The organism is uncultured Alistipes sp. (assembly GCF_963931675.1).
Lineage (GTDB): Bacteria > Bacteroidota > Bacteroidia > Bacteroidales > Rikenellaceae > Alistipes.
In genome coordinates, this window is sequence record NZ_OZ007039.1 from 2004732 (window position 1) to 2022840 (window position 18109).

The window sequence follows — 18109 nt, forward strand, 5'->3', positions numbered from 1 at the left end:
TCTTAGGGACTTTTGCAAATATAAACAACTAATAATTAGGCATATAACAACATAATTTATATTTTGTCATCTACTAAAATTCATCCTGCTTTTAAGTCTGAGCGTTACCGTTGTAAGAGCACAGAATAGTGGTATCACGCTTAATATGCAGGACGCTACCGTGGCTCAAGTAATGAAAGCGATTGAAAATCAGTCGCATTATGTGTTTCTTTATAAGAACTTGGACACCTCCCGGAAGGTGAGCGTCTATATCCGGAATAAGCGCATTGACGAGGTGCTGGATATCGTATTCAAAGATCTGAATATTTCCTACAAGATCGACAATCTTCAAATTCTGCTGTCACAGAAAGAGTCCGAGAACAAGGCACCCGCAACGATTACGGGATTCGTAACCGATGTTTCGCAGCAGCCCATCATCGGCGCGAGTATCATCGTAAAAGGTACGACGATCGGTACGACCACCAATGTCGACGGCAGCTACAAATTGCAGCTGCCCCGATCGGCCGAACCTCTGATTCTGATCGTCAATTATCTCGGTTACACCCCTGTCGAGGTAACTGTGAACAACCGCACCTCCATCGATGTCACGCTGAAAGAGGATACGGTCAGTGTCGACGCCATTGTTGTGACGGCTCTCGGCATCAAGCGTTCGGAAAAGGCGCTGTCCTACAACGTGCAGTCGGTCGACTCCGAGTCGATCCTCGCAAACAAGGACGTCAACTTCATCAACTCGCTGGCCGGAAAGGTGGCCGGTCTGACGATCAACGCTTCGGCCGGCGGTGTGGGAAGTGCCTCGAAAGTGGTTATGCGCGGACAGAAGTCGATTACCCAGTCGTCCAATGCGCTCTACGTCATCGACGGTATACCTATGTATACGACGGCGCGCGACGGCAGTATGGAATTTGGCTCGCAGGGTACGACCGACCCTATCGCCGATATCAACCCCGAGGATATCGAGTCGATGTCGGTGCTGAACGGTGCGGCCGCTGCGGCTCTTTACGGTTCGGATGCCGCCAACGGCGCCATCGTCGTAACGACCAAGCAAGGCAAGGCGGGACATACGTCCATCACCGTATCGAGCAATACCGAAGTGTCGTCGCCTTTCATCCTGCCCGAGTTCCAGAACCGCTACGGAACGGGCAACATCTATTTGAGCGAAGGTTCGACCGTACAGAGTTGGGGGCATCGGCTCAATGCGGCCAACAAATATGGCTACGACCCGCGCAAGGATTATTTCCAGACAGGCGTAACCGGCACGGAAAGCGTTTCGTTCTCGACTGGCACGGAGAAAAACCAGACCTATCTCTCCGCGGCTACGGTGAACTCGCGCGGAGTGATTCCCAACAACACCTACGATCGCTACAACTTCACGTTCCGCAATACAACGTCGTTTCTCGATGACAAACTCAAGTTGGACGTCGGTGCCAGCTACGTCATTCAGAAAGACCGCAACATGACCAATCAGGGTCTCTACAACAACCCGCTGGTCGGCGCTTACCTTTTTCCTCGCGGCAACGACTGGGCCAATATAGAAATGTACGAGCGCTACGATGCCGCTCGTCGTCTGCATACCCAATACTGGCCCGTAGGCGATGCTGGATTGGCAATGCAGAATCCCTATTGGATCAACTATCGCAACCTGCGAGAGAACCGCAAGGACCGTTACATGCTCAATGCGTCGCTCTCCTACGACATTCTCGATTGGCTTAATGTTTCGGGCCGCATCCGAATCGATAACAGCAATACTACCTATACCGAAAAGTTCTATGCCTCGACCATCACGCAGCTGACCGAAGGATCAAAGAACGGCCTATATGGTATTACAAAGACTGAAGACCGCCAGGTCTACGGAGATGTGTTGGTGAATATCAATAAGTCGTTCGGTGACAACTGGACGTTGCAGGCCAATATCGGAGCCTCGATCTCGGATATGCGTTATGATGCCATGAAGAACCGCGGTCCGATCCCCGACGGCGAAATCACGGACGAGAAGCAGATGCTCGCTAACGTCTTCAATATTCAGAATTTGAGCAATACCTCCAAGACCGAGCGGTTGCAGGACGGCTGGCGTGAACAGACGCAATCGGTCTTCGCTTCGGCCGAAATCGGGTATAAAAACACCTACTTTCTGACCTTGACCGGCCGCAACGACTGGCCTTCGCAGCTGGCGGGCCCCCACTCGACCAAGACCTCGTTCTTCTATCCGTCGGTGGGTCTGTCGGTGGTGTTGTCGCAGATCATCCCGAACATGCCCGAGAATCTGTCGTACGTCAAGATCCGCGGCTCGTACGCTTCGGTCGGTGTCGCTTTCGAGCGCTACCTGGCCAATCCGCAGTTCACCTGGAGCAAAAGCGGGCTGAACTGGAGCTCGCAGACTCGCTTCCCGGTCTACAACCTCAAACCCGAGCGAACGAAGTCGTTCGAGATTGGTCTTACGATGCGCTTCCTGCGTCACTTCAACCTCGACGTTTCCTACTACGATACGAAAACGTCGGACCAGACATTCGAACCTACGATTTCGACCGGTTCGGGATCCTCGTCGCTGACCATTCAGTCGGGCGACGTGCGCAACCGCGGTATCGAGCTGGCTTTGGGCTATAACAATACATGGGGCAAGTTCTCGTGGGATACCAACTACACCCTCTCGGTCAACCGCAACAAGATTCTCTCGCTGGCCGACGATGTGGTCAACCCCGAAACCGGCGAACACTTTTCGGTCGACCAACTTGACATGGGCGGTCTGGGCGATGCCCGCTTCATCCTGCGCAAGGGCGGTACGCTGGGCGATTTCTATTCGCGCGTCGATCTGAAACGCGACAGCAACGGCGATATTTACACCAGCGAAAAGGGCGAGATCGCTACCGAACCGATCGCCGACGTGAACAGCTACATCAAACTCGGCAGCGTGCTGCCCGACGCGAATATGGCCTGGCGCAACGACTTCCGCTGGGGCAACTTCAACTTCGGATTCATAGTTTCGGCCCGTCTGGGCGGCGTGGTGTTCTCGCGGACGCAGGCCATGCTGGACAACTACGGCGTATCCGAGGCTACGGCTGCAGCCCGTGACCGGGGCGGCGTGATGATCAACGGCGACGACCTCGTGAATGCCAACAAGTGGTATACCGCAGTGGGCGGCGGCAATTCCGTTCCGCAATACTATACCTATTCGGCCACCAACGTCCGTTTGCAGGAGGCATCCATCGGTTACACGATTCCCAAGAAGCTGACGCGCAACGTGTGCGAAATCACGCTGTCGCTGGTAGGCCGCAACCTGTGGATGATCTACAACAAGGCGCCGTTCGATCCCGAATCGATTGCGACGACCGGAAACTACTATCAGGGAATCGACTACTTCATGATGCCCTCGATGCGTAACTTCGGCTTCAACCTCCGACTCAAATTCTAACCAGCGACGACCATGAAAACCAACATATTGAAAACTGCCGTAGCGGTGATCGTGCTCGTAGGAACCGCTTGCACGGACAACTACCTCGACATCAACACCCATCCTTACGAGCCTTCAGAAGAGGACATGCAGACCGACGGCTATATTCTCGGTTCGACTCTCACATCGCTGGCCGGCACGGTCGTTTCGACCGACGTCAACACGGCGCAATTCACCGACGTGCTGCTGGGCGGTACGGTCGGAGGCTACTACGCTCCTACCAAGCAAAACTGGGCGAACACCATCGCCAACTACAACCCGATGGACGACTGGACCAACGTCTTCTTGCGCAGCAAGGAGATCATTCCGACGCTCTATTCGAACCTGCGCCAGCTGAAGAAGGTGACCGACGACCCGATCGTGCTGGCCATCGCCGACGTGATAAAGGTCATGGCCATGCACCGCGTGACGGATACCTATGGTCCGATTCCCTACTCGAAGATCGGTGAAAACGGTCAGATTCAGGTGCCCTACGATTCGCAGGAGGAGGTCTACGATGCCTTTTTCGAAGAGCTCAACCATGCGATCGAGGTGCTGACCGCGCACCGCAACGAGGCCATTTCGCCCAAGGCCGATTACATCTACGGCGGCAATCCCGAGCGGTGGTGCCGACTGGCCAACTCGCTCAAACTGCGTCTGGCCATGCGTATCGTCTACGCGGCGCCCGACAAGGCTCGCCAGATGGCCGAGGAGGCCGTGAAGAGCGAAGTGGGTGTCATCCTTTCGAATGCCGACAATGCGCAGCTGACCTCGTTCGGTGCGAACGGCAATCCGATCTGGGTGGCTGTCAACTACAACAGTGAGGGCAGCACTACGGGTGGCGATACGCATGTGGCGGCCGATATCACCGCCTACATGGCCGGTTATGCAGATCCGCGATGCGCGAAATACTTCATTGCGTCGGAGTGGGAGGGGCAACCCTATGTCGGGATTCGCCGCGGTATTGTTATCCCGCCGACGAGCGTCGGATTCAAATATTCCGGAGTCAACGTCGGTATCGCATCTCCCATCGTATGGATGAATGCCGCCGAAGTGGCTTTCCTCAAAGCAGAAGCAAAAGCTGTCTTCGGATTCGATATGGGTCCTTCAACTGCCGAGGAACTATATAACGAAGGTGTTCGATTGTCATTTGAGCAGTGGGGCGTATCGGGCGTCGATGACTATTTGGCCGATTCCGAGCGCGTACCTCAAGTCTATGTTGATCCGGCAGGCACGAACTCCTATGCAGAGACACTTTCGTCCGTCACCGTAGCTTGGAATGACGCGGCATCCGTCGACGAAAAACAGGAGCGCATCCTCATTCAGAAATGGATCGCCAACTGGGGAATCGGCAACGAGGCGTGGGCCGATTACCGCCGCACGGGGTATCCGCACCTGATTCCCGCTACGGACGACGGCAACAAGAGTCTCGGTGTCGTTGATTCGCAATTGGGGGCGCGCCGTATGCCCTATCCGAGCGACGAATATACCACCAACAACGAAAACGTCCTTTATGCCGTCACGACGCTGCTCGGTGGCAAAGACAATATGGCAACCCGGCTGTGGTGGGACTGCAACCCGTCAATCCGATAACCGTAAACCTTAAAGCATCATGAAATCGAATATCATCCAATTTTTCTTTCCGGTCGTAATGCTTTTTGCATTCGTGGCGTGCAACGAATGGACAGAGACCGAGAGTCTTGATATTCACCGTCCAACGCTGGAGGAGCAGAATCCCGAACTCTATGCGCAGTACATGCAGGCGCTGCGCGATTACAAGGCTCGCGACCACAAGATTGTTTTCGTATCCGTCGACAATCCGTCGACGGCTCCCAGCCAGCGGAGCGAACACATCAAGACATTGCCTGACAGTGTGGACTATATCGTATTGAAAAATCCGGCCGACGTACATCCTACGCTCGTGGCGGAGATGTCGCTGGTGCGTGAAAAGGGTACGCGCGTCCTCTATACGATTGATTACGATGCGCTGGAGGCCCGTTGGGCGCAAATCCTCGAAGAGGAGGAGAATAACCGACCCGAGGAGCCCGAGACTCCCGAAATGCCCGATGAAGGCGAAGGTGATGAAGACGAAGAACCCCAGCCTGACCCGGCAGTAGTCCTGGAGCAGCGTTTCCTCGATTTCTGCCGTGAGCAAACCGCATTACAATTGGCATATTGCGACCGCTACGGATTCGACGGCGTCATTGTCGCATGTACCGGCAAGAACTATTCCGGCATGGCGGACGACGTGCAGGCGCGCTACATAGCCCGTCAGGAGGCATTCTTCGGAACGGTCGGCGCCTGGTATGGAACGCACGCCGGCAAGTCGCTCTCTTTCTGCGGCAAGCCGCAGTATCTGGCAGATAAGGGCATCCTTGCGCAGTGCGACTACGTTATCCTTCCGGCCCTCGATGCTACCTCCGGCGACGAATTGTCGCTTACGGTTGAGTTGGCAGCAGTGACGGGTGTTCCGACCGACCGCTTTATCGTGACCGTATCGACCGTATCGCCAAGCGACCCGTCCGACAACAGGGGCTACTTCTCCGCATTGGACACCGACGGCAAGTCGCGGTTGCGCGCAATCAAAGGTGCTGCGCAGTGGACATTGATTCCGGCCGGATATGCAAAAACCGGAGTCTGTGTGGCCGACGCACAGAACGACTATTTCAACATTTCGCTGGTATATAAGAACATTCGTGAAGCCATTTCGATTATGAATCCCTCGCCTAAAAACTGACAAGCACCATGAAACAGTACATATTTTTGTTCGCACTTACGGTCTTCGTCGCTACGGCTTTCGTTGGCTGCAAGAACGAAGATCCGAGCGAACACCATTTCGATAACAAACTCTATATTTCGGCTGCTGCCTTTACCGATGAGATGCTGATCAAAAATGAGGCGTCGGATTACTCGCGCAACATTATCGTGGGAATACCTTCGCCCGTGGCCGAAGATGTTAAAGCCGAGATCGGAGTTGCGCCCGAACTGCTCGATCAGTACCGCATGGCATATTACGATACCGTTGCTGAACTGCTCGGCGAGGAGTTCTATCAGATCGAGAATTCGCAGACGCACATTCCGGCCGGCAGTGTGACGAGTATTCCCGTAACCGTAAAATTCCGCGATACGAACCTGCTCGACCGCGAAAAACGTTACGTTTTGCCTGTGACGATTCTATCGGCCAGCGGTATGGAAATTCTGGGAAGCGCTCGTACTCTCTATTTCGTATTCAAGGGGGCCGCCCTTGTCAATGTAGTGGCTGATTTGGCTGACTCGGCATATGCTTCACCCACGTGGAATGGCAATGCCGATGTGGCGAACGGAATGAAACAGATGACTCTCGAAGCGCTGATTAATGCCAACAAACTCGACAAGATGATTTCCACAATTATGGGAATTGAAGACCATTTCCTCATTCGCCTTGGAGATGCCGGCGTACCCGCGAACCAGATTCAGATCGCCACCCAATACGGTAACCGAACCAATTCGGATCTGCAAATCGAAACTAACCGCTGGTATCATCTGGCTGTAACGTTTGACGACGGCAGCATCAAGGTCTATCTCGACGGCGAAGAAAAATTTTCCGGAGCGGTTTCGATGAGTTCTGTGGATCTGGGCGTAAAGCACAATGTCGGCGATGTGAACGAGGACGGTATCGGCGAACGCTTCTTCTGGGTGGGCTACTCTTACGATTCGAAGCGTTGTTTCGATGGCAAGATTTCGGAAGTGCGTATTTGGAATCGGGCGCTTACGGCAGAGGAGATCAATGCTCCCGACCACTTCTATTCAGTAGATGCCAATGCTGAAGGTCTGGTTTCTTATTGGAAATTCGACGAGGACGATCGGGCTTCGAACTCTATTGCCGATCATACGATCAACGGCAACGACATGTACGTTGTGAATACCATCAAATGGTACGACGTAATGCTGCCCGATACCGGAAAATAAAACAAGTTTAACAGCGAAACCGAAAAACAATGAATACGATTGATAAATTGAATCGCACGCTGCGCCGCCTCGTATTGCCGCTTGCAGGCTTGGCGCTTGCAGCTTGCGCCGATGATATCGAAAGCGGGTACGTCGTCAACGAAAATACTTACGCTTCGGCAGCGTGCATCGAGGGCATGCTGCTCGATGCGACGACCAACCGTACGACGAAAGTCATTGAGTTGCGAGGCGATGCCGTCGAGACTCAGGCCTATTTTTCGCTCACGAAACTACCCGCCAAAGGCGTGGATGTCCGGCTCGAAATAGATGCCGAGTATGTGGCGAAGTATAATGCCGCCCATAAAACCGAATATGCGCTTTATCCGGAGGATAAGGTGGCGATCGGCCGTGACGGTACGTTATTGCTGGCTCCCGATGAAGTGCGTTCCGCAAATATCGATGTCCGCATCGATGCGAGCGACGAACTGGAGGGCGGCGTCACCTACCTGCTGCCGATTAAAGCCGTATGCCTGACCGAGGGCATCTCGTGGAACGAATCTACGGGGCGTCTGGTCTATTTGGTGAAGAATCTGCGCAATCTGCCCGACGGATATGTCACCGACGATCCCTATGAGGGACTCTACCCGTTCAAGGGCGAGGATGCAATCAAGACCGTCGCCTATTTCGATACGAAGGATATGAATCCGTTGAATGCATTGGAGTTCGTGACCGAGGACGGGTGCTTGTTCATCGATCACGTGGTGCTCTTCTCGGCCAATATCAATTACGATAAGGACAACGACCGGATCTATCTGCATCTGAACGATGAAACGAAGTATCTGCTGGAGCATAACGAAGAGCTGATTCAACCGTTGCGTCGTCACGGTATAAAAGTTATCCTGAGCGTATTGGGCAATCATGATGCGGCCGGATTGGCCCAATGTTCCGACCTCGGAGCCCGGCAGTTCGCCGCCGAATTGGCATCCTATATCAAGGCTTACAACCTCGACGGCGCGGGATTTGACGACGAATATTCAACGGATCCCGACCTTTCGAGTCCGCTGATGGCTCCGAAGTCGAGCTATGCGGCTGCCCGTATGCTTTACGAGGTCAAGGCTGCCATGCCCGATAAGATCGTAATGGTCTACTATCTGGGCCGCATCGGTTCCAGCATGCCCGATATCGATGGCGTAAAGGTGGGCGACTTCCTCGATTATGCCGTTGCCGACTACGGTTTGGCGGCAAAACCCGCGTCGGGCATGACCAAGAAAGATTGCGCCGGAATGTCGTTCGAGATGCAGCAGGGGCACGGTGAATTGTCGTGCAGCAAAGATTACGGTTATTATATGTTCTTTGCCATGCAGCCGAGAAATTACTACAAGAAAATCAGTACGGATGCCGGCAAACTGAACAATATCGAAATTTGTCAGCGTATCTGCAAGAATCTTTACGGCAAGACACTTCCTGAACCGACGTACTATTACAAACTGAATTACAAGACCAACAGTACGGAGCGTTATCCTATTTCGGAATTAAAATAGAAGAGTAAGCATGAAAAAGATATTTTTGGCTTTCGTCGCGCTTGCATGCGTGATGAGCGGTTGCTCCGACGATGACCAGGTCGAGACGTCGGTGGCGGAAACTCTCGAATTATCGGCCGAATCCGTGCCCGTCGGCCCCGATGGAGCCGAGGTCGAGGTCTCGGTGACGAGTTCTGCCGTATGGCGCATTGCGGGCGATTGTCCGTGGGCACGGCCCTCTGCGGTCGCAGGCAACAGCGGCGATAAGGTAGTCTTCACCGTCGACGCCAACGAAACGGGAGCACGTCGTGAGGCTACGTTCAAGTTTTTCGCAGGAGCTACGGTCGTTCCTTTCAAGATCGTTTCCGACCCCGTTTTCGTATTGGAGATGCTGTCCGACACAGAGTACCAATTTTCTACAAGCGCATCGTCGCTCTGTCTGCGGCTCAATTCGAATATTGACGATCTGCAATGCGAAATCGTCTATGAAAACGCCGATCCCGAGGATATGCCGTGGATCGAGTATAACGGGAAATCGCAATCGTTCGGTTCGACTGCGCTGAACTTCGCCATAGCGGAGAACAGCACCTATCTCGCACGACGGGCGCAGATTGTCATCTCCGGTTTGGACAAGCGCTTCGAAGTATCCGTCGCGCAGGACAAGCCTTCGTTCTTCGAATGGAATGCGGCGGAGAAATACGCTTATGAAGATCTCGAAGCCCATGACTTTACGGTCGAGGTCCGCACCAATCTCGACTACGAAGTGTCGTTCGGCGAGAAATGCGATTGGATAACGATGGACCGAAGCCTCGTCTCGGAGCAGAAAGGATTGCGCACGGAGATGTTGACGTTCCATGTCGCTGCATCGGAGAAAACTCGTAGCGCCAAAGGTGAAGTCTACCTTGATGGGGACACATGGCAGTCCCATACCTCATTTACTGTTTCGCAAAAGGATCCGAATATGCTTATTGTGGAGATTCCCGATTCGAAGTTCCTGAAGTTCCTGAAGAAATACGGCTACATCGAAGAGGTGGGAGAGGAAATGTACACTGTTAGTGAAGAGGGTGCAGCGGAAACCGAGTTCGACCTGTCATACGAGGATATCTCCGACTTCACAGGGCTCGCCTATTTCACGGAGCTGACAACGATGAATGTTTCGGGTAACTATATGGAATTGTTCGATATCTCGGCTCTGACCAAGGTCCAGGAACTGAGCATCGATGGTTGCACATACTGCCAAACCATCGTGCTGGGTGCCAACCCGATCCTCCAGCTCGCAGTGCTGAACAGCCGTTACGACTATGTCGATTTCGAGACGTTGACCGTCAGCGGCGACGCCCTCGAGGAGTTCTACTCTTCGTGTTCTCGCTCCTACGACGAGATCACGACCGTCGATCTATCTGGTTGTCCGTCGCTTAAAGTCATAGAGTGCGACCGCGCTAATTTGAAAACCCTGATCTTGCCAAAAGTACTCGAAGGCACTCAGATCGATCTGACGACGAATGCCGAGTCTGTTGAATACAAGTAATCCGTAGATCATATAACCCCGTAGCTGCGCAATCCCGATACAGGTGACTGGGGGCTGTTAGATTGTTGGGTTATGTAATCTACCCTTATTAGGAGGTGTTTCAAAAAGCGTGTCTGAGAAAGGAACTACAGATCTTTCAGATATGTAAATTAAATATAGCAATCTTTGTTTTCAGATCAACCCGCCATAGCGGGTTGATCTTATTTTTTTTCACTTTCTCACGAACATTTATATGAGTCTACGCAATAAACGAACTCCTTTGTTTAGATACTTATTGATCCATTACTGAAAAGATGAATTGGCAGAGCCAAAAATATTGATTCGCGTTTCCAAGGGAAAAGCACTTCGAATAAGCGGATATTTGTACGCAGACAGGTAACCAATGCATGTATTTTTTCTTCAATTTGAATAATCTGAAGAGCGTTCTTTCTGCGGAAAAACTCCTTCATTATCTAATCATAGTTGGGCGTAATTTCGTAGAATTGAGTGTGAGAAGGGAGTAAATACACGTCAAGTTTGGTAGAATGATTTTTTTTGAAGAGTTGAAGCGGCCTGTTAAATCCGGGAATCATGTATAAATACGCTTTCAATAAGGTCACCATCCATTAAGCATTTTATTCATACCCGGTAAAAAGCGACGACTTCGGAGGCGCTTTCCTTCCCCTTGCGGGCAAGTTGTTTTGCGTTACGGAAAATATTTCACGTAACGGAAAATACAACTTGCCATTAATTTGCGTAACGCAAATGTGTTTTGTTCCAACTTGGATCAGACTTCCTCATTTGATATTTTTATAAAGCGACTGCGGGGTGAACCTAACAACTAGCCAGGTTTTCAAGCCTTCGGGTAACATTTGTCCCCGCAGTCGCTTTTCCGGATGCCAGGTATCTGTTAGGATTTTAGACTTCTGGTCTTTTAACGGCTTCTGTAGCGAGCCACCTGTTATTAATTAAATCTTTAACTATTATGAAATTTAAAGATTTCGTAGGTATTGACGTCTCAAAACACACCTTGGACGTCTTCATCCTAAACGTAAAAGTTCACAAGCAATTTAAGAATGAACGATTGGGGTTTCAACAGTTGGAACGATAGATCCAGAAGCAGACGGACGAATCTGGCCTTGTCGGATCTTCTGCTGTGTTTTTGAGCACACCGGGCTTTATTCGCTCTCTCTGGCGCAGTTTCTGGAAGAAAAACGTGGATGGTACCTGCTTTGGAGATAAAGCGTTCCATGGGTATTATTCAAAAGTTTGATGAAAAGGGTGAATATAAGCCTATTCTATTCCTTTCAAATTCATATTATTACGATGATAATTTTTCTAGAGATGATAATCCCCGGAATAAAATAGATATTAGGATAGAATTATATTCTTTCGAAGATATTTATGAACTGGCATCAAGTCGAAACGATGTGTCCTTTATGTTACTAAAGAATGGATTTAATACTGAAAAAAATTGAAGTGAATCTAATTATTCCGTAGCTTTAATTTACTTTCTGCCTTTCCCGTTTGGTAGCGACAAGCCAAAGCCGCCGGAGGAACTTTGCGCAGGGTTTGCCTGTGACAACTCATCCTGACCTTGCGTTGTCCGTCCGGCGGCTTATCTTTGCGTCAGAAAGGGAAGGACTACTTGTTCTTTAACTTCGCGGCGTCACGTTTGAGTTGTTCAGCCTCCTGGGCCTTCAGCCGCGCCTGCTCGTCGAGAGCCGCTCTTTTGCGAACCAGCCGTTCGTACTTCTCGACATCCCTTCGCATCGAATCAATACGTCGCTGATCCCGCTCAGTCTCGAATAGCTTCTCCAACTCCGACAGCCGTTTCGGCGACGCCTCACCCTTCATCAGCACATAACGATACTTCAGATCGTTGTCATACCGGCTGCGGTCGGGCCGCCAGTCTAAATAGAGTCCGACAGATAGTACGACGATCACGATGAACATCGACATGAAGAGCCAGAAGTTGCGAGTTGCGTCCAGAGAGAACGAAAAGCGGTGCTGCACCATCCGCGGCGGCAGTTCCTCGGGAATCTCCATCCCGGTCACTTTATCGTCGATCTCCGCGATCTGCGTTCCGAGGCCTTCTCGAATCTGCTCCTGCCGCTCGGAGATTGCTTGCAGCCGCTGCTCGATCCGATGGTCCCGTTCCTGCTGTGCCTCGCTTACCCTTGTCTGCGTCTGCTCCAGTTGCAGAATCCGAATCTGCAATCGCTTGATTGCGTCCGTATCAATGGCCGCCGTCGGTTGTGATCGTGCTTCGGCCAACTCCGTGCGGAGCGTTTTGATAAGGGTCTCCTTCAATTCTTCGTACATCTCAAAGGAGAGCTCCAGGGTGTTCTCTTTCATTGTCTTTTGTGTTTTAGGTTGTTATCCGATTTTGCGGGAGCGTGCCTCCATGCGACGCTTGCGCTCCATCAAGGCTACGGCCATCGCCTCGGCCGCCTTGTTGATCAGCGCCGTGATGCGGGCAATATGCTCCTCGGGGCTTTCGCCCTCACGCCGCTGCATCATCTCGGGTGAAAGGGCAAATGGCGAGTCGAACGGCGGCAGCGGAATCGACCCGGCACTGCCGAGCGACACCGATCCTGCGCCATGGCTACCGCCTCCTCCACCGCCTCCCGCTGCGGTGAAGGGACGCCCGCCGCCGAACAGACCTGCAAAAGCAGCCCGGAAACTCCCGACTGCCGCCTTGAGTCCTGACATCAGGGTCGTATGCCGCTGCTGTGCCTGGCCGAAGTGGCGATCCAGCTTCGAGAAACTGAAGGCCCGATCGACCTTCGAACCAGAAAACACAAAGCCATTACGGGCGAACTTTACTCCTTCAATGATACCCTGCGCCCCTTTTCGTTTGAAGATCGTCTCGATGCCATGCCGCTTCAACCGGTCCCGCAATTCGTTCCAGTTGCGACAACGGGGAAGCTCCTGCCGAATCGCATCGTAAATCTCGTACCGGGTCCGGTCGGGCTCACGAAGCCGTTCTCGCCGAACGGCCTCCTTGCCCGGAGCCAAATGCAGCCCGAAGCGTTCGGTCAGCTCGCGGCACACCTTCGCATTGCGGAGCTTGATGTTGCGGTCGGAAATGGTCTGCCCGTGATCACCTACGCGATTGTATACCAGGTGGCAATGAGGATGGGGCTGGTCGAGGTGCCGCACCAACAGGTATTGCGTATCGGTGATACCCATCTTCTGCATGTACTCCCGGGCAATTTGTGTCATTCGTTCGTCGGTGAGCTTCGGGGCATCCTCCGGCGAAAACGACAGGGAGATATGTCCGACGTTCTGCTTCAAGCGGGGATTGAGGCGCGCCTGATCCTCGAAATCCTCGACCATCTCCCGCACACCGGGTGGCTCGACACCCCGAGCCTCCAGCACGCGCGACTGCTCCTTCATCGCATAGCCGACCGTGCCGCCGAACGATCCTCCCGAAATGACCTTACCGATCACGGCGCAGGGCTTCGATCATCCGCACCAGCTCGGCCTGAAGCGTCGCATGGCGCGCGGCGACGGCGGCGAATCCTTGGGTGTGGGCCAGCCGGGTCAGCTGGTTCAGATTGCGGGCAAGCCCCTTGAGCTGGGCGAGCCATTCGAGGTGTTCACTCCGCAGCCGCTCGCGGACCGAGCCGTTGAGAATCAGTTGCCGCAGCACCTCGGTGCGCGGAATACCTGCCGCACGGGCCAGGGCGCGGAGCTTGAAGTTGCAGGCCGTATTGCACCGCAGGGTAATGCGGTACTCCTGTTTTCGGGCACGTCCCAAAGGCGGACGGCCCCCTTTCTTCGGTGTATTCATGGATTGGAATTTTTGAGTTGAGACCATCGGGATAGGGCCTTGCGGCCGGTTTTTGGCTGACAAAAACACAAACTTGCCTCTGTTACCTCTGCTATTCGAATGCTCGGGGATCTCCCCGGCATTCTCAATCGACTATTTGCTCTCCCGCTCACCGAGAATCCGTTGAATATCCGATGTGCGATATCGGATCTTGTTGCCGATCTTGACGGCCTTCAGATACCCTTTCCGGTTCCAATGCCAGAGCGTCGCATCGCATACGCCGCACAGCTCCTTGACCTGCTCCTTGGTCAGGAAGCGTACCTTGCGAGCTTCGGCGACCTGGGTGGCCAACTCCTCTTTGGCGCGATTGATCAGATTGCTGGAGAAGGCCAGCAGATCCTCGCCGCTTACCTCCAGACGAATGCTTCCGGGCGCTTCGCGGAGGATGGATAATAAGTCTTTCATAAGTTGCTGTTTCCGCACGGATGGGACGGCGCTTTCCGGCGGAACAAAAAGCGACGCCGTCGCCCGGATATCCGAGTGACGGCGCAAATATAATAACGTGATTGAACGATCTTTAAGCGTTTAATTCGCGGCAGGTTCGGACGAATTAAACGAGTTCGTTTCGGATAGAAAATCCTTGATTTCACGAATGGCGACGGCTTCGGGACCTCGATCCCGGACCGCTTTTCCGGCAAGCAGCGGTTCGGTCAGCCGGCTGTATGCCTCCTGAATGCCGCGTTCGTGGACGATGCGAATCTCTCGGCCGTATTCCTCCTGCAGTGCGTCGCGGAACGGCTTGATCGGAATCGGGAGCGTCAGATAACGCAACTCTTCGAGGGCGATCTTCAGTCGGGCAATATCGGTTTGTGTATGCCGGGTGAGGAGATACGTCCCGATCTTACGTCGCAACTCCTCGGGACGGGATACCGTCGGGGCGAACATCTCCGTCAGAGAGCGGGTGGTTCCCGGACGCCCCGGCTTGCGTTTTGAGCCGTTCCTGTCGTCCGACGACTCCTCCATGGCCCAATCCAGCACCTGATCGCTTTCGGCCAGGCGCATGGCTTCGCGGTGGGCTTTCCACTCCTCCCGAGTCCGAAGCCCCAGTTTGATGGAACGGGCTATCAGCAATCGGATCGTGGCGCTCATGGTGATCTTCTGGAAGTAACCCAGGTCGGGAGATCGGCGCAACTCTTCACAATGCTCCACCATGCGTTCGAAGCTCTTTCCGAAGTAGAGCCAACAGAGCATTGCCGGAACCGGCGATCCGGCGACCGGCTGCTCACACTCTCCGATCAGTTTGCGGGCGAGGTCGTTGTCTTGGGCGGCCTGTTCGATCTCGTCGACATGGTCGAACAGCCCCTCGTTGGCCTTGGCCGCCGCGAGCTTGCGATATTGCGGAATAAGGGCGATGGCCTGAAGCAATACGGCCTGACACCCGGCCATGTCCCGGGTGTTCATCGACTCTTCGAATGCGGCATATTCCTCGGGATGGGCCTCCATCCACTCCCGCAACTTTGCCTTGAAGGCTTCGTATTCCGCCTGGCCCATGGCTTTATTGATCAAATTCCTGTAATTCGATTCTCAATTGCTCGGCAAGTTGCTTTTCAGTGGGCAGATAGAGCTGGTATTTGCTTGCCAGAATCGTATTGTTGTTTTCCGGCAGCGTATATTTTACCAGCAGATCGTTCTTGTCGGCGCACAGCAGGATTCCAATTGTCGGGTTCTCATCGGGCGCCTTCTCGTTCCGATCGTAATAGTTTACATACATTTGCAACTGACCGATGTCTTCGTGTGTGATCTTGTGTGTCTTCAATTCAATGATAACGAAGCAGCGGAGCAGCCGGTTGTAAAATACCAGGTCCGCGAAGAATTGATCATCTTCGAGCAGTATCCTCTTTTGGCGGGCAACGAATGAGAACCCGTTCCCTAATTCCAGCAAAAAAGCCTGCAGATTGGTGATCAGGGCGCGTTCCAGGTCTTTTTCGTAATAGGCTGCGTCGGGTTTCAATCCGAGAAATTCCAGTACCATGGGATCTTTGATGATCTCGGTCGGAGATTCGGGTTGACGTTCTTTGCGAGCCACCTCCAATACCGATTTCTTGTCGTTGCTCAACAGCAACCGCTCATAAAGTCCGGAATTGATCTGCCGTTCCAGTTCACGTCCGGTCCAATTATTATTGGCGGTTTCCAGTTCATAATACTCCCGTTTGTCGTTGTCGCTTATTTGAATCAGAAGACGGTATTGATACCAGTTGAATTGTGAACGCAGTGCGTTCATATTTCGGTATGTGTTGTAGAACTGACGGCAAAAGGCCAGTTGCCGATAGGAAAATCCACTTCCGAACTCTGCCTCCATGTTGTCTGCCAGGTGTTGCAGTAGTTTGGTCCCATATTCAGCACGTTCTTTGCCGCCTTGTTCTTCGAGCATGATGCGTTCTCCCAGTTTCCAGTACATTTTTACACGCTCGAAATCGACACTTCGTATGGCAGTCGTTCGTGCGGTGATGATGATATTTCGGATGTCGGAGACAAATTGTTCGTCCAATTTGAAGATTGCCGGTTCGTTCATGGTTCTCGCTGTTGAATAGTGAACGCACTGCGTTCAATTATGACAACAAATTTACTAATTCTTTTTTCATTTCATCGTCGATGGTGCGGTAGCGGGCAAAGGCCTTGCTACCTTCTTTGTGTCCGCTCAGTGCACCGACCAGATTGGGATCCTTGACCTGCCGATAGAGATTGCCGACAAAGGTCCGACGCGCCAGATGCGACGAGGCGATCTCGTACAACACCCGCTTCTCCTCCTCGCGGGTCGTCGGGTTGATGACCGTAACCAACCGCTTCAACCCGGCCGCTTTGAAGATCCGCTTGATGGCCAGGTTGTATTTCTGTTCGGAGATGAACGGCAGCAGCTTGTCGCTGTCACAGGCTTCATACCGGGCAAGAATCTCCGTGGCCATGGCGTTGAGCGGCACCCGCACCGTCAGCGGACGGCCCTCCTTGGTCTTGCGCGGAATGTATTCGATGGCGCCGCCGATGAGATTCGATTTCGTCATCTTCAGCAGGTCGCCCACCCGGCAGCCGATCAGGCATTGGAAGACGAAGATATCCCGCTGGATGGCTAACTGGGGATGGCGCTTCAGATTGGTGGCATAGATCTGGTGCAGCTCCTCAATGGTGATATAATACGGCGTCCCGTAGGTGCACTCCTCCAGCGGAAAATCGTCGAACGGCCGGTTCCGGCTCTTCTTATGACTGTTGCACCAATAGAAGAAAGTTCGGATACGCGAGAAGCAGTCCAACAGCGTGTTCTTGCCTCGGGGTTGCGGTGTGCGGGCCTCGGGAATGGCCTCGTAAATCTCGGGATAGATGGCGCAGTAGCGGTATTCGTTCTCCAGAAAGCTCCAGATGTCCCGCAGGGTGTCGGCCGTTACCCGGTCTACATCCAGCGTGAAGTCCTCCTTTCCCATCTGGGTAGCCCGAATGTAGAGTTCATAACGCTGCAAAGCCCGCTTGATGACGCGATAGTTCTTTTTGCGAACCTCCGAAAGCCTGTGCTTCTCGAGAAACTCGTCGAACAGCGCGGTCAAGGTTGGTTTGATGGCGGATACTTGCTTCAGGTTGTACTTCTGCGGATTGTAATATTGGTCCAGCGCCTCCTTCAGCCAACCTTTCGATACCGTCTCTTCGGGGCGGTTCTGATAGGCTCTCTCAATGTAGGTCTTGAGCCGACGGGCTTCGTTGTTGTAGCGGGTGCGCATGGCCTCGTCGCAGACGACTTTGCTCTTGACCTGCTCGGCCTTGTCATCCCAAAGATTCGGATTGATCGTAAGACGGGTCGGAGCGACCTGATCGAGTTGCCGACCATCGCGCAGACGCGCGTAGATGGTCGCCTGGGACTCCGTGTCGTAACGGGTGACGCTCTTTTTGAGAATGAGGGTTACTTTCAT

General features: G+C 53.1%; 14 protein-coding genes. 7 read left to right on the plus strand and 7 right to left on the minus strand.

Annotated features, from left to right (window positions below; translation table 11 throughout):
• Positions 1-145: 145 nt before the first annotated feature.
• The 7 genes from ABGT65_RS08585 (at position 146) to ABGT65_RS08615 (ending at position 11856) form a co-directional block, all read left to right on the plus strand.
• Positions 146-3406 (plus strand): SusC/RagA family TonB-linked outer membrane protein, encoded by a 3261-nt coding sequence (locus tag ABGT65_RS08585; protein WP_346701352.1) that lies wholly within the window; start codon positions 146-148, stop codon positions 3404-3406.
• A gap of 12 nt (positions 3407-3418) precedes the next feature.
• The gene (locus ABGT65_RS08590; RefSeq protein ID WP_346701354.1) at positions 3419-5017 is read left to right on the plus strand and encodes a RagB/SusD family nutrient uptake outer membrane protein; all 1599 of its coding nucleotides are present in this window, start codon (positions 3419-3421) and stop codon (positions 5015-5017) included.
• A gap of 19 nt (positions 5018-5036) precedes the next feature.
• On the plus strand, positions 5037-6161 hold the full coding sequence (locus ABGT65_RS08595) for a glycoside hydrolase family 18 (protein ID WP_346701355.1): 1125 nt from the start codon (positions 5037-5039) through the stop codon (positions 6159-6161).
• Positions 6162-6169: 8 nt separating this feature from the next.
• The gene (locus ABGT65_RS08600; protein WP_346701357.1) at positions 6170-7372 is read left to right on the plus strand and encodes a DUF1735 and LamG domain-containing protein; all 1203 of its coding nucleotides are present in this window, start codon (positions 6170-6172) and stop codon (positions 7370-7372) included.
• 29 nt (positions 7373-7401) lie between these two features.
• Positions 7402-8892, plus strand: a complete 1491-nt coding sequence (locus ABGT65_RS08605) for a BT_3987 domain-containing protein (RefSeq protein WP_346701358.1) — start codon at positions 7402-7404, stop codon at positions 8890-8892.
• A 10-nt stretch (positions 8893-8902) separates the two neighbouring features.
• On the plus strand, positions 8903-10399 hold the full coding sequence (locus ABGT65_RS08610; RefSeq protein WP_346701359.1) for a BACON domain-containing protein: 1497 nt from the start codon (positions 8903-8905) through the stop codon (positions 10397-10399).
• A 1199-nt stretch (positions 10400-11598) separates the two neighbouring features.
• On the plus strand, positions 11599-11856 hold the full coding sequence (locus ABGT65_RS08615) for a hypothetical protein (protein WP_346701361.1): 258 nt from the start codon (positions 11599-11601) through the stop codon (positions 11854-11856).
• A 166-nt stretch (positions 11857-12022) separates the two neighbouring features.
• Here ABGT65_RS08615 and ABGT65_RS08620 read toward each other — a convergent pair whose 3' ends face one another.
• The 7 genes from ABGT65_RS08620 to ABGT65_RS08650 all read right to left on the minus strand — a co-directional run bounded on the left by ABGT65_RS08620 (position 12023) and on the right by ABGT65_RS08650 (position 18109).
• A complete protein-coding gene (locus ABGT65_RS08620; protein WP_346701363.1) occupies positions 12023-12736 on the minus strand; it encodes a hypothetical protein in 714 nt (237 codons plus the stop codon).
• Between the two features lie 21 nt (positions 12737-12757).
• A complete protein-coding gene (locus ABGT65_RS08625; protein WP_346701365.1) occupies positions 12758-13834 on the minus strand; it encodes a relaxase/mobilization nuclease domain-containing protein in 1077 nt (358 codons plus the stop codon).
• Positions 13824-14177 (minus strand): plasmid mobilization protein, encoded by a 354-nt coding sequence (mobC, locus tag ABGT65_RS08630; protein ID WP_276764026.1) that lies wholly within the window; start codon positions 14175-14177, stop codon positions 13824-13826. The genes ABGT65_RS08625 and mobC overlap by 11 nt, the downstream gene beginning before the upstream one ends.
• 132 nt (positions 14178-14309) lie before the next feature.
• A complete protein-coding gene (locus ABGT65_RS08635; protein WP_022308828.1) occupies positions 14310-14621 on the minus strand; it encodes an AlpA family transcriptional regulator in 312 nt (103 codons plus the stop codon).
• Between the two features lie 120 nt (positions 14622-14741).
• Positions 14742-15707, minus strand: a complete 966-nt coding sequence (locus ABGT65_RS08640) for a DUF6043 family protein (RefSeq protein WP_346701368.1) — start codon at positions 15705-15707, stop codon at positions 14742-14744.
• Positions 15708-15711: 4 nt separating this feature from the next.
• Entirely contained in the window at positions 15712-16728 is a 1017-nt protein-coding gene (locus ABGT65_RS08645) for a PDDEXK nuclease domain-containing protein (protein ID WP_346701370.1), read from the minus strand.
• A 37-nt stretch (positions 16729-16765) separates the two neighbouring features.
• A complete protein-coding gene (locus tag ABGT65_RS08650) occupies positions 16766-18109 on the minus strand; it encodes a site-specific integrase (RefSeq protein ID WP_346701372.1) in 1344 nt (447 codons plus the stop codon).

Excerpts from the sequence above, each read along its gene's own strand:
- ABGT65_RS08585 (WP_346701352.1), top strand. The coding sequence starts at position 146 with ATGCAGGACGCTACCGTGGCTCAAGTAATGAAAGCGATTGAAAATCAG.
- ABGT65_RS08590 (WP_346701354.1), top strand. The coding sequence starts at position 3,419 with ATGAAAACCAACATATTGAAAACTGCCGTAGCGGTGATCGTGCTCGTA.
- ABGT65_RS08595 (WP_346701355.1), top strand. The coding sequence starts at position 5,037 with ATGAAATCGAATATCATCCAATTTTTCTTTCCGGTCGTAATGCTTTTT.
- ABGT65_RS08600 (WP_346701357.1), top strand. The coding sequence starts at position 6,170 with ATGAAACAGTACATATTTTTGTTCGCACTTACGGTCTTCGTCGCTACG.
- ABGT65_RS08605 (WP_346701358.1), top strand. The coding sequence starts at position 7,402 with ATGAATACGATTGATAAATTGAATCGCACGCTGCGCCGCCTCGTATTG.
- ABGT65_RS08610 (WP_346701359.1), top strand. The coding sequence starts at position 8,903 with ATGAAAAAGATATTTTTGGCTTTCGTCGCGCTTGCATGCGTGATGAGC.
- ABGT65_RS08615 (WP_346701361.1), top strand. The coding sequence starts at position 11,599 with ATGGTACCTGCTTTGGAGATAAAGCGTTCCATGGGTATTATTCAAAAG.
- ABGT65_RS08620 (WP_346701363.1), bottom strand. The coding sequence starts at position 12,736 with ATGAAAGAGAACACCCTGGAGCTCTCCTTTGAGATGTACGAAGAATTG.
- mobC (WP_276764026.1), bottom strand. The coding sequence starts at position 14,177 with ATGAATACACCGAAGAAAGGGGGCCGTCCGCCTTTGGGACGTGCCCGA.
- ABGT65_RS08635 (WP_022308828.1), bottom strand. The coding sequence starts at position 14,621 with ATGAAAGACTTATTATCCATCCTCCGCGAAGCGCCCGGAAGCATTCGT.
- ABGT65_RS08640 (WP_346701368.1), bottom strand. The coding sequence starts at position 15,707 with ATGGGCCAGGCGGAATACGAAGCCTTCAAGGCAAAGTTGCGGGAGTGG.
- ABGT65_RS08645 (WP_346701370.1), bottom strand. The coding sequence starts at position 16,728 with ATGAACGAACCGGCAATCTTCAAATTGGACGAACAATTTGTCTCCGAC.
- ABGT65_RS08650 (WP_346701372.1), bottom strand. The coding sequence starts at position 18,109 with ATGAAAGTAACCCTCATTCTCAAAAAGAGCGTCACCCGTTACGACACG.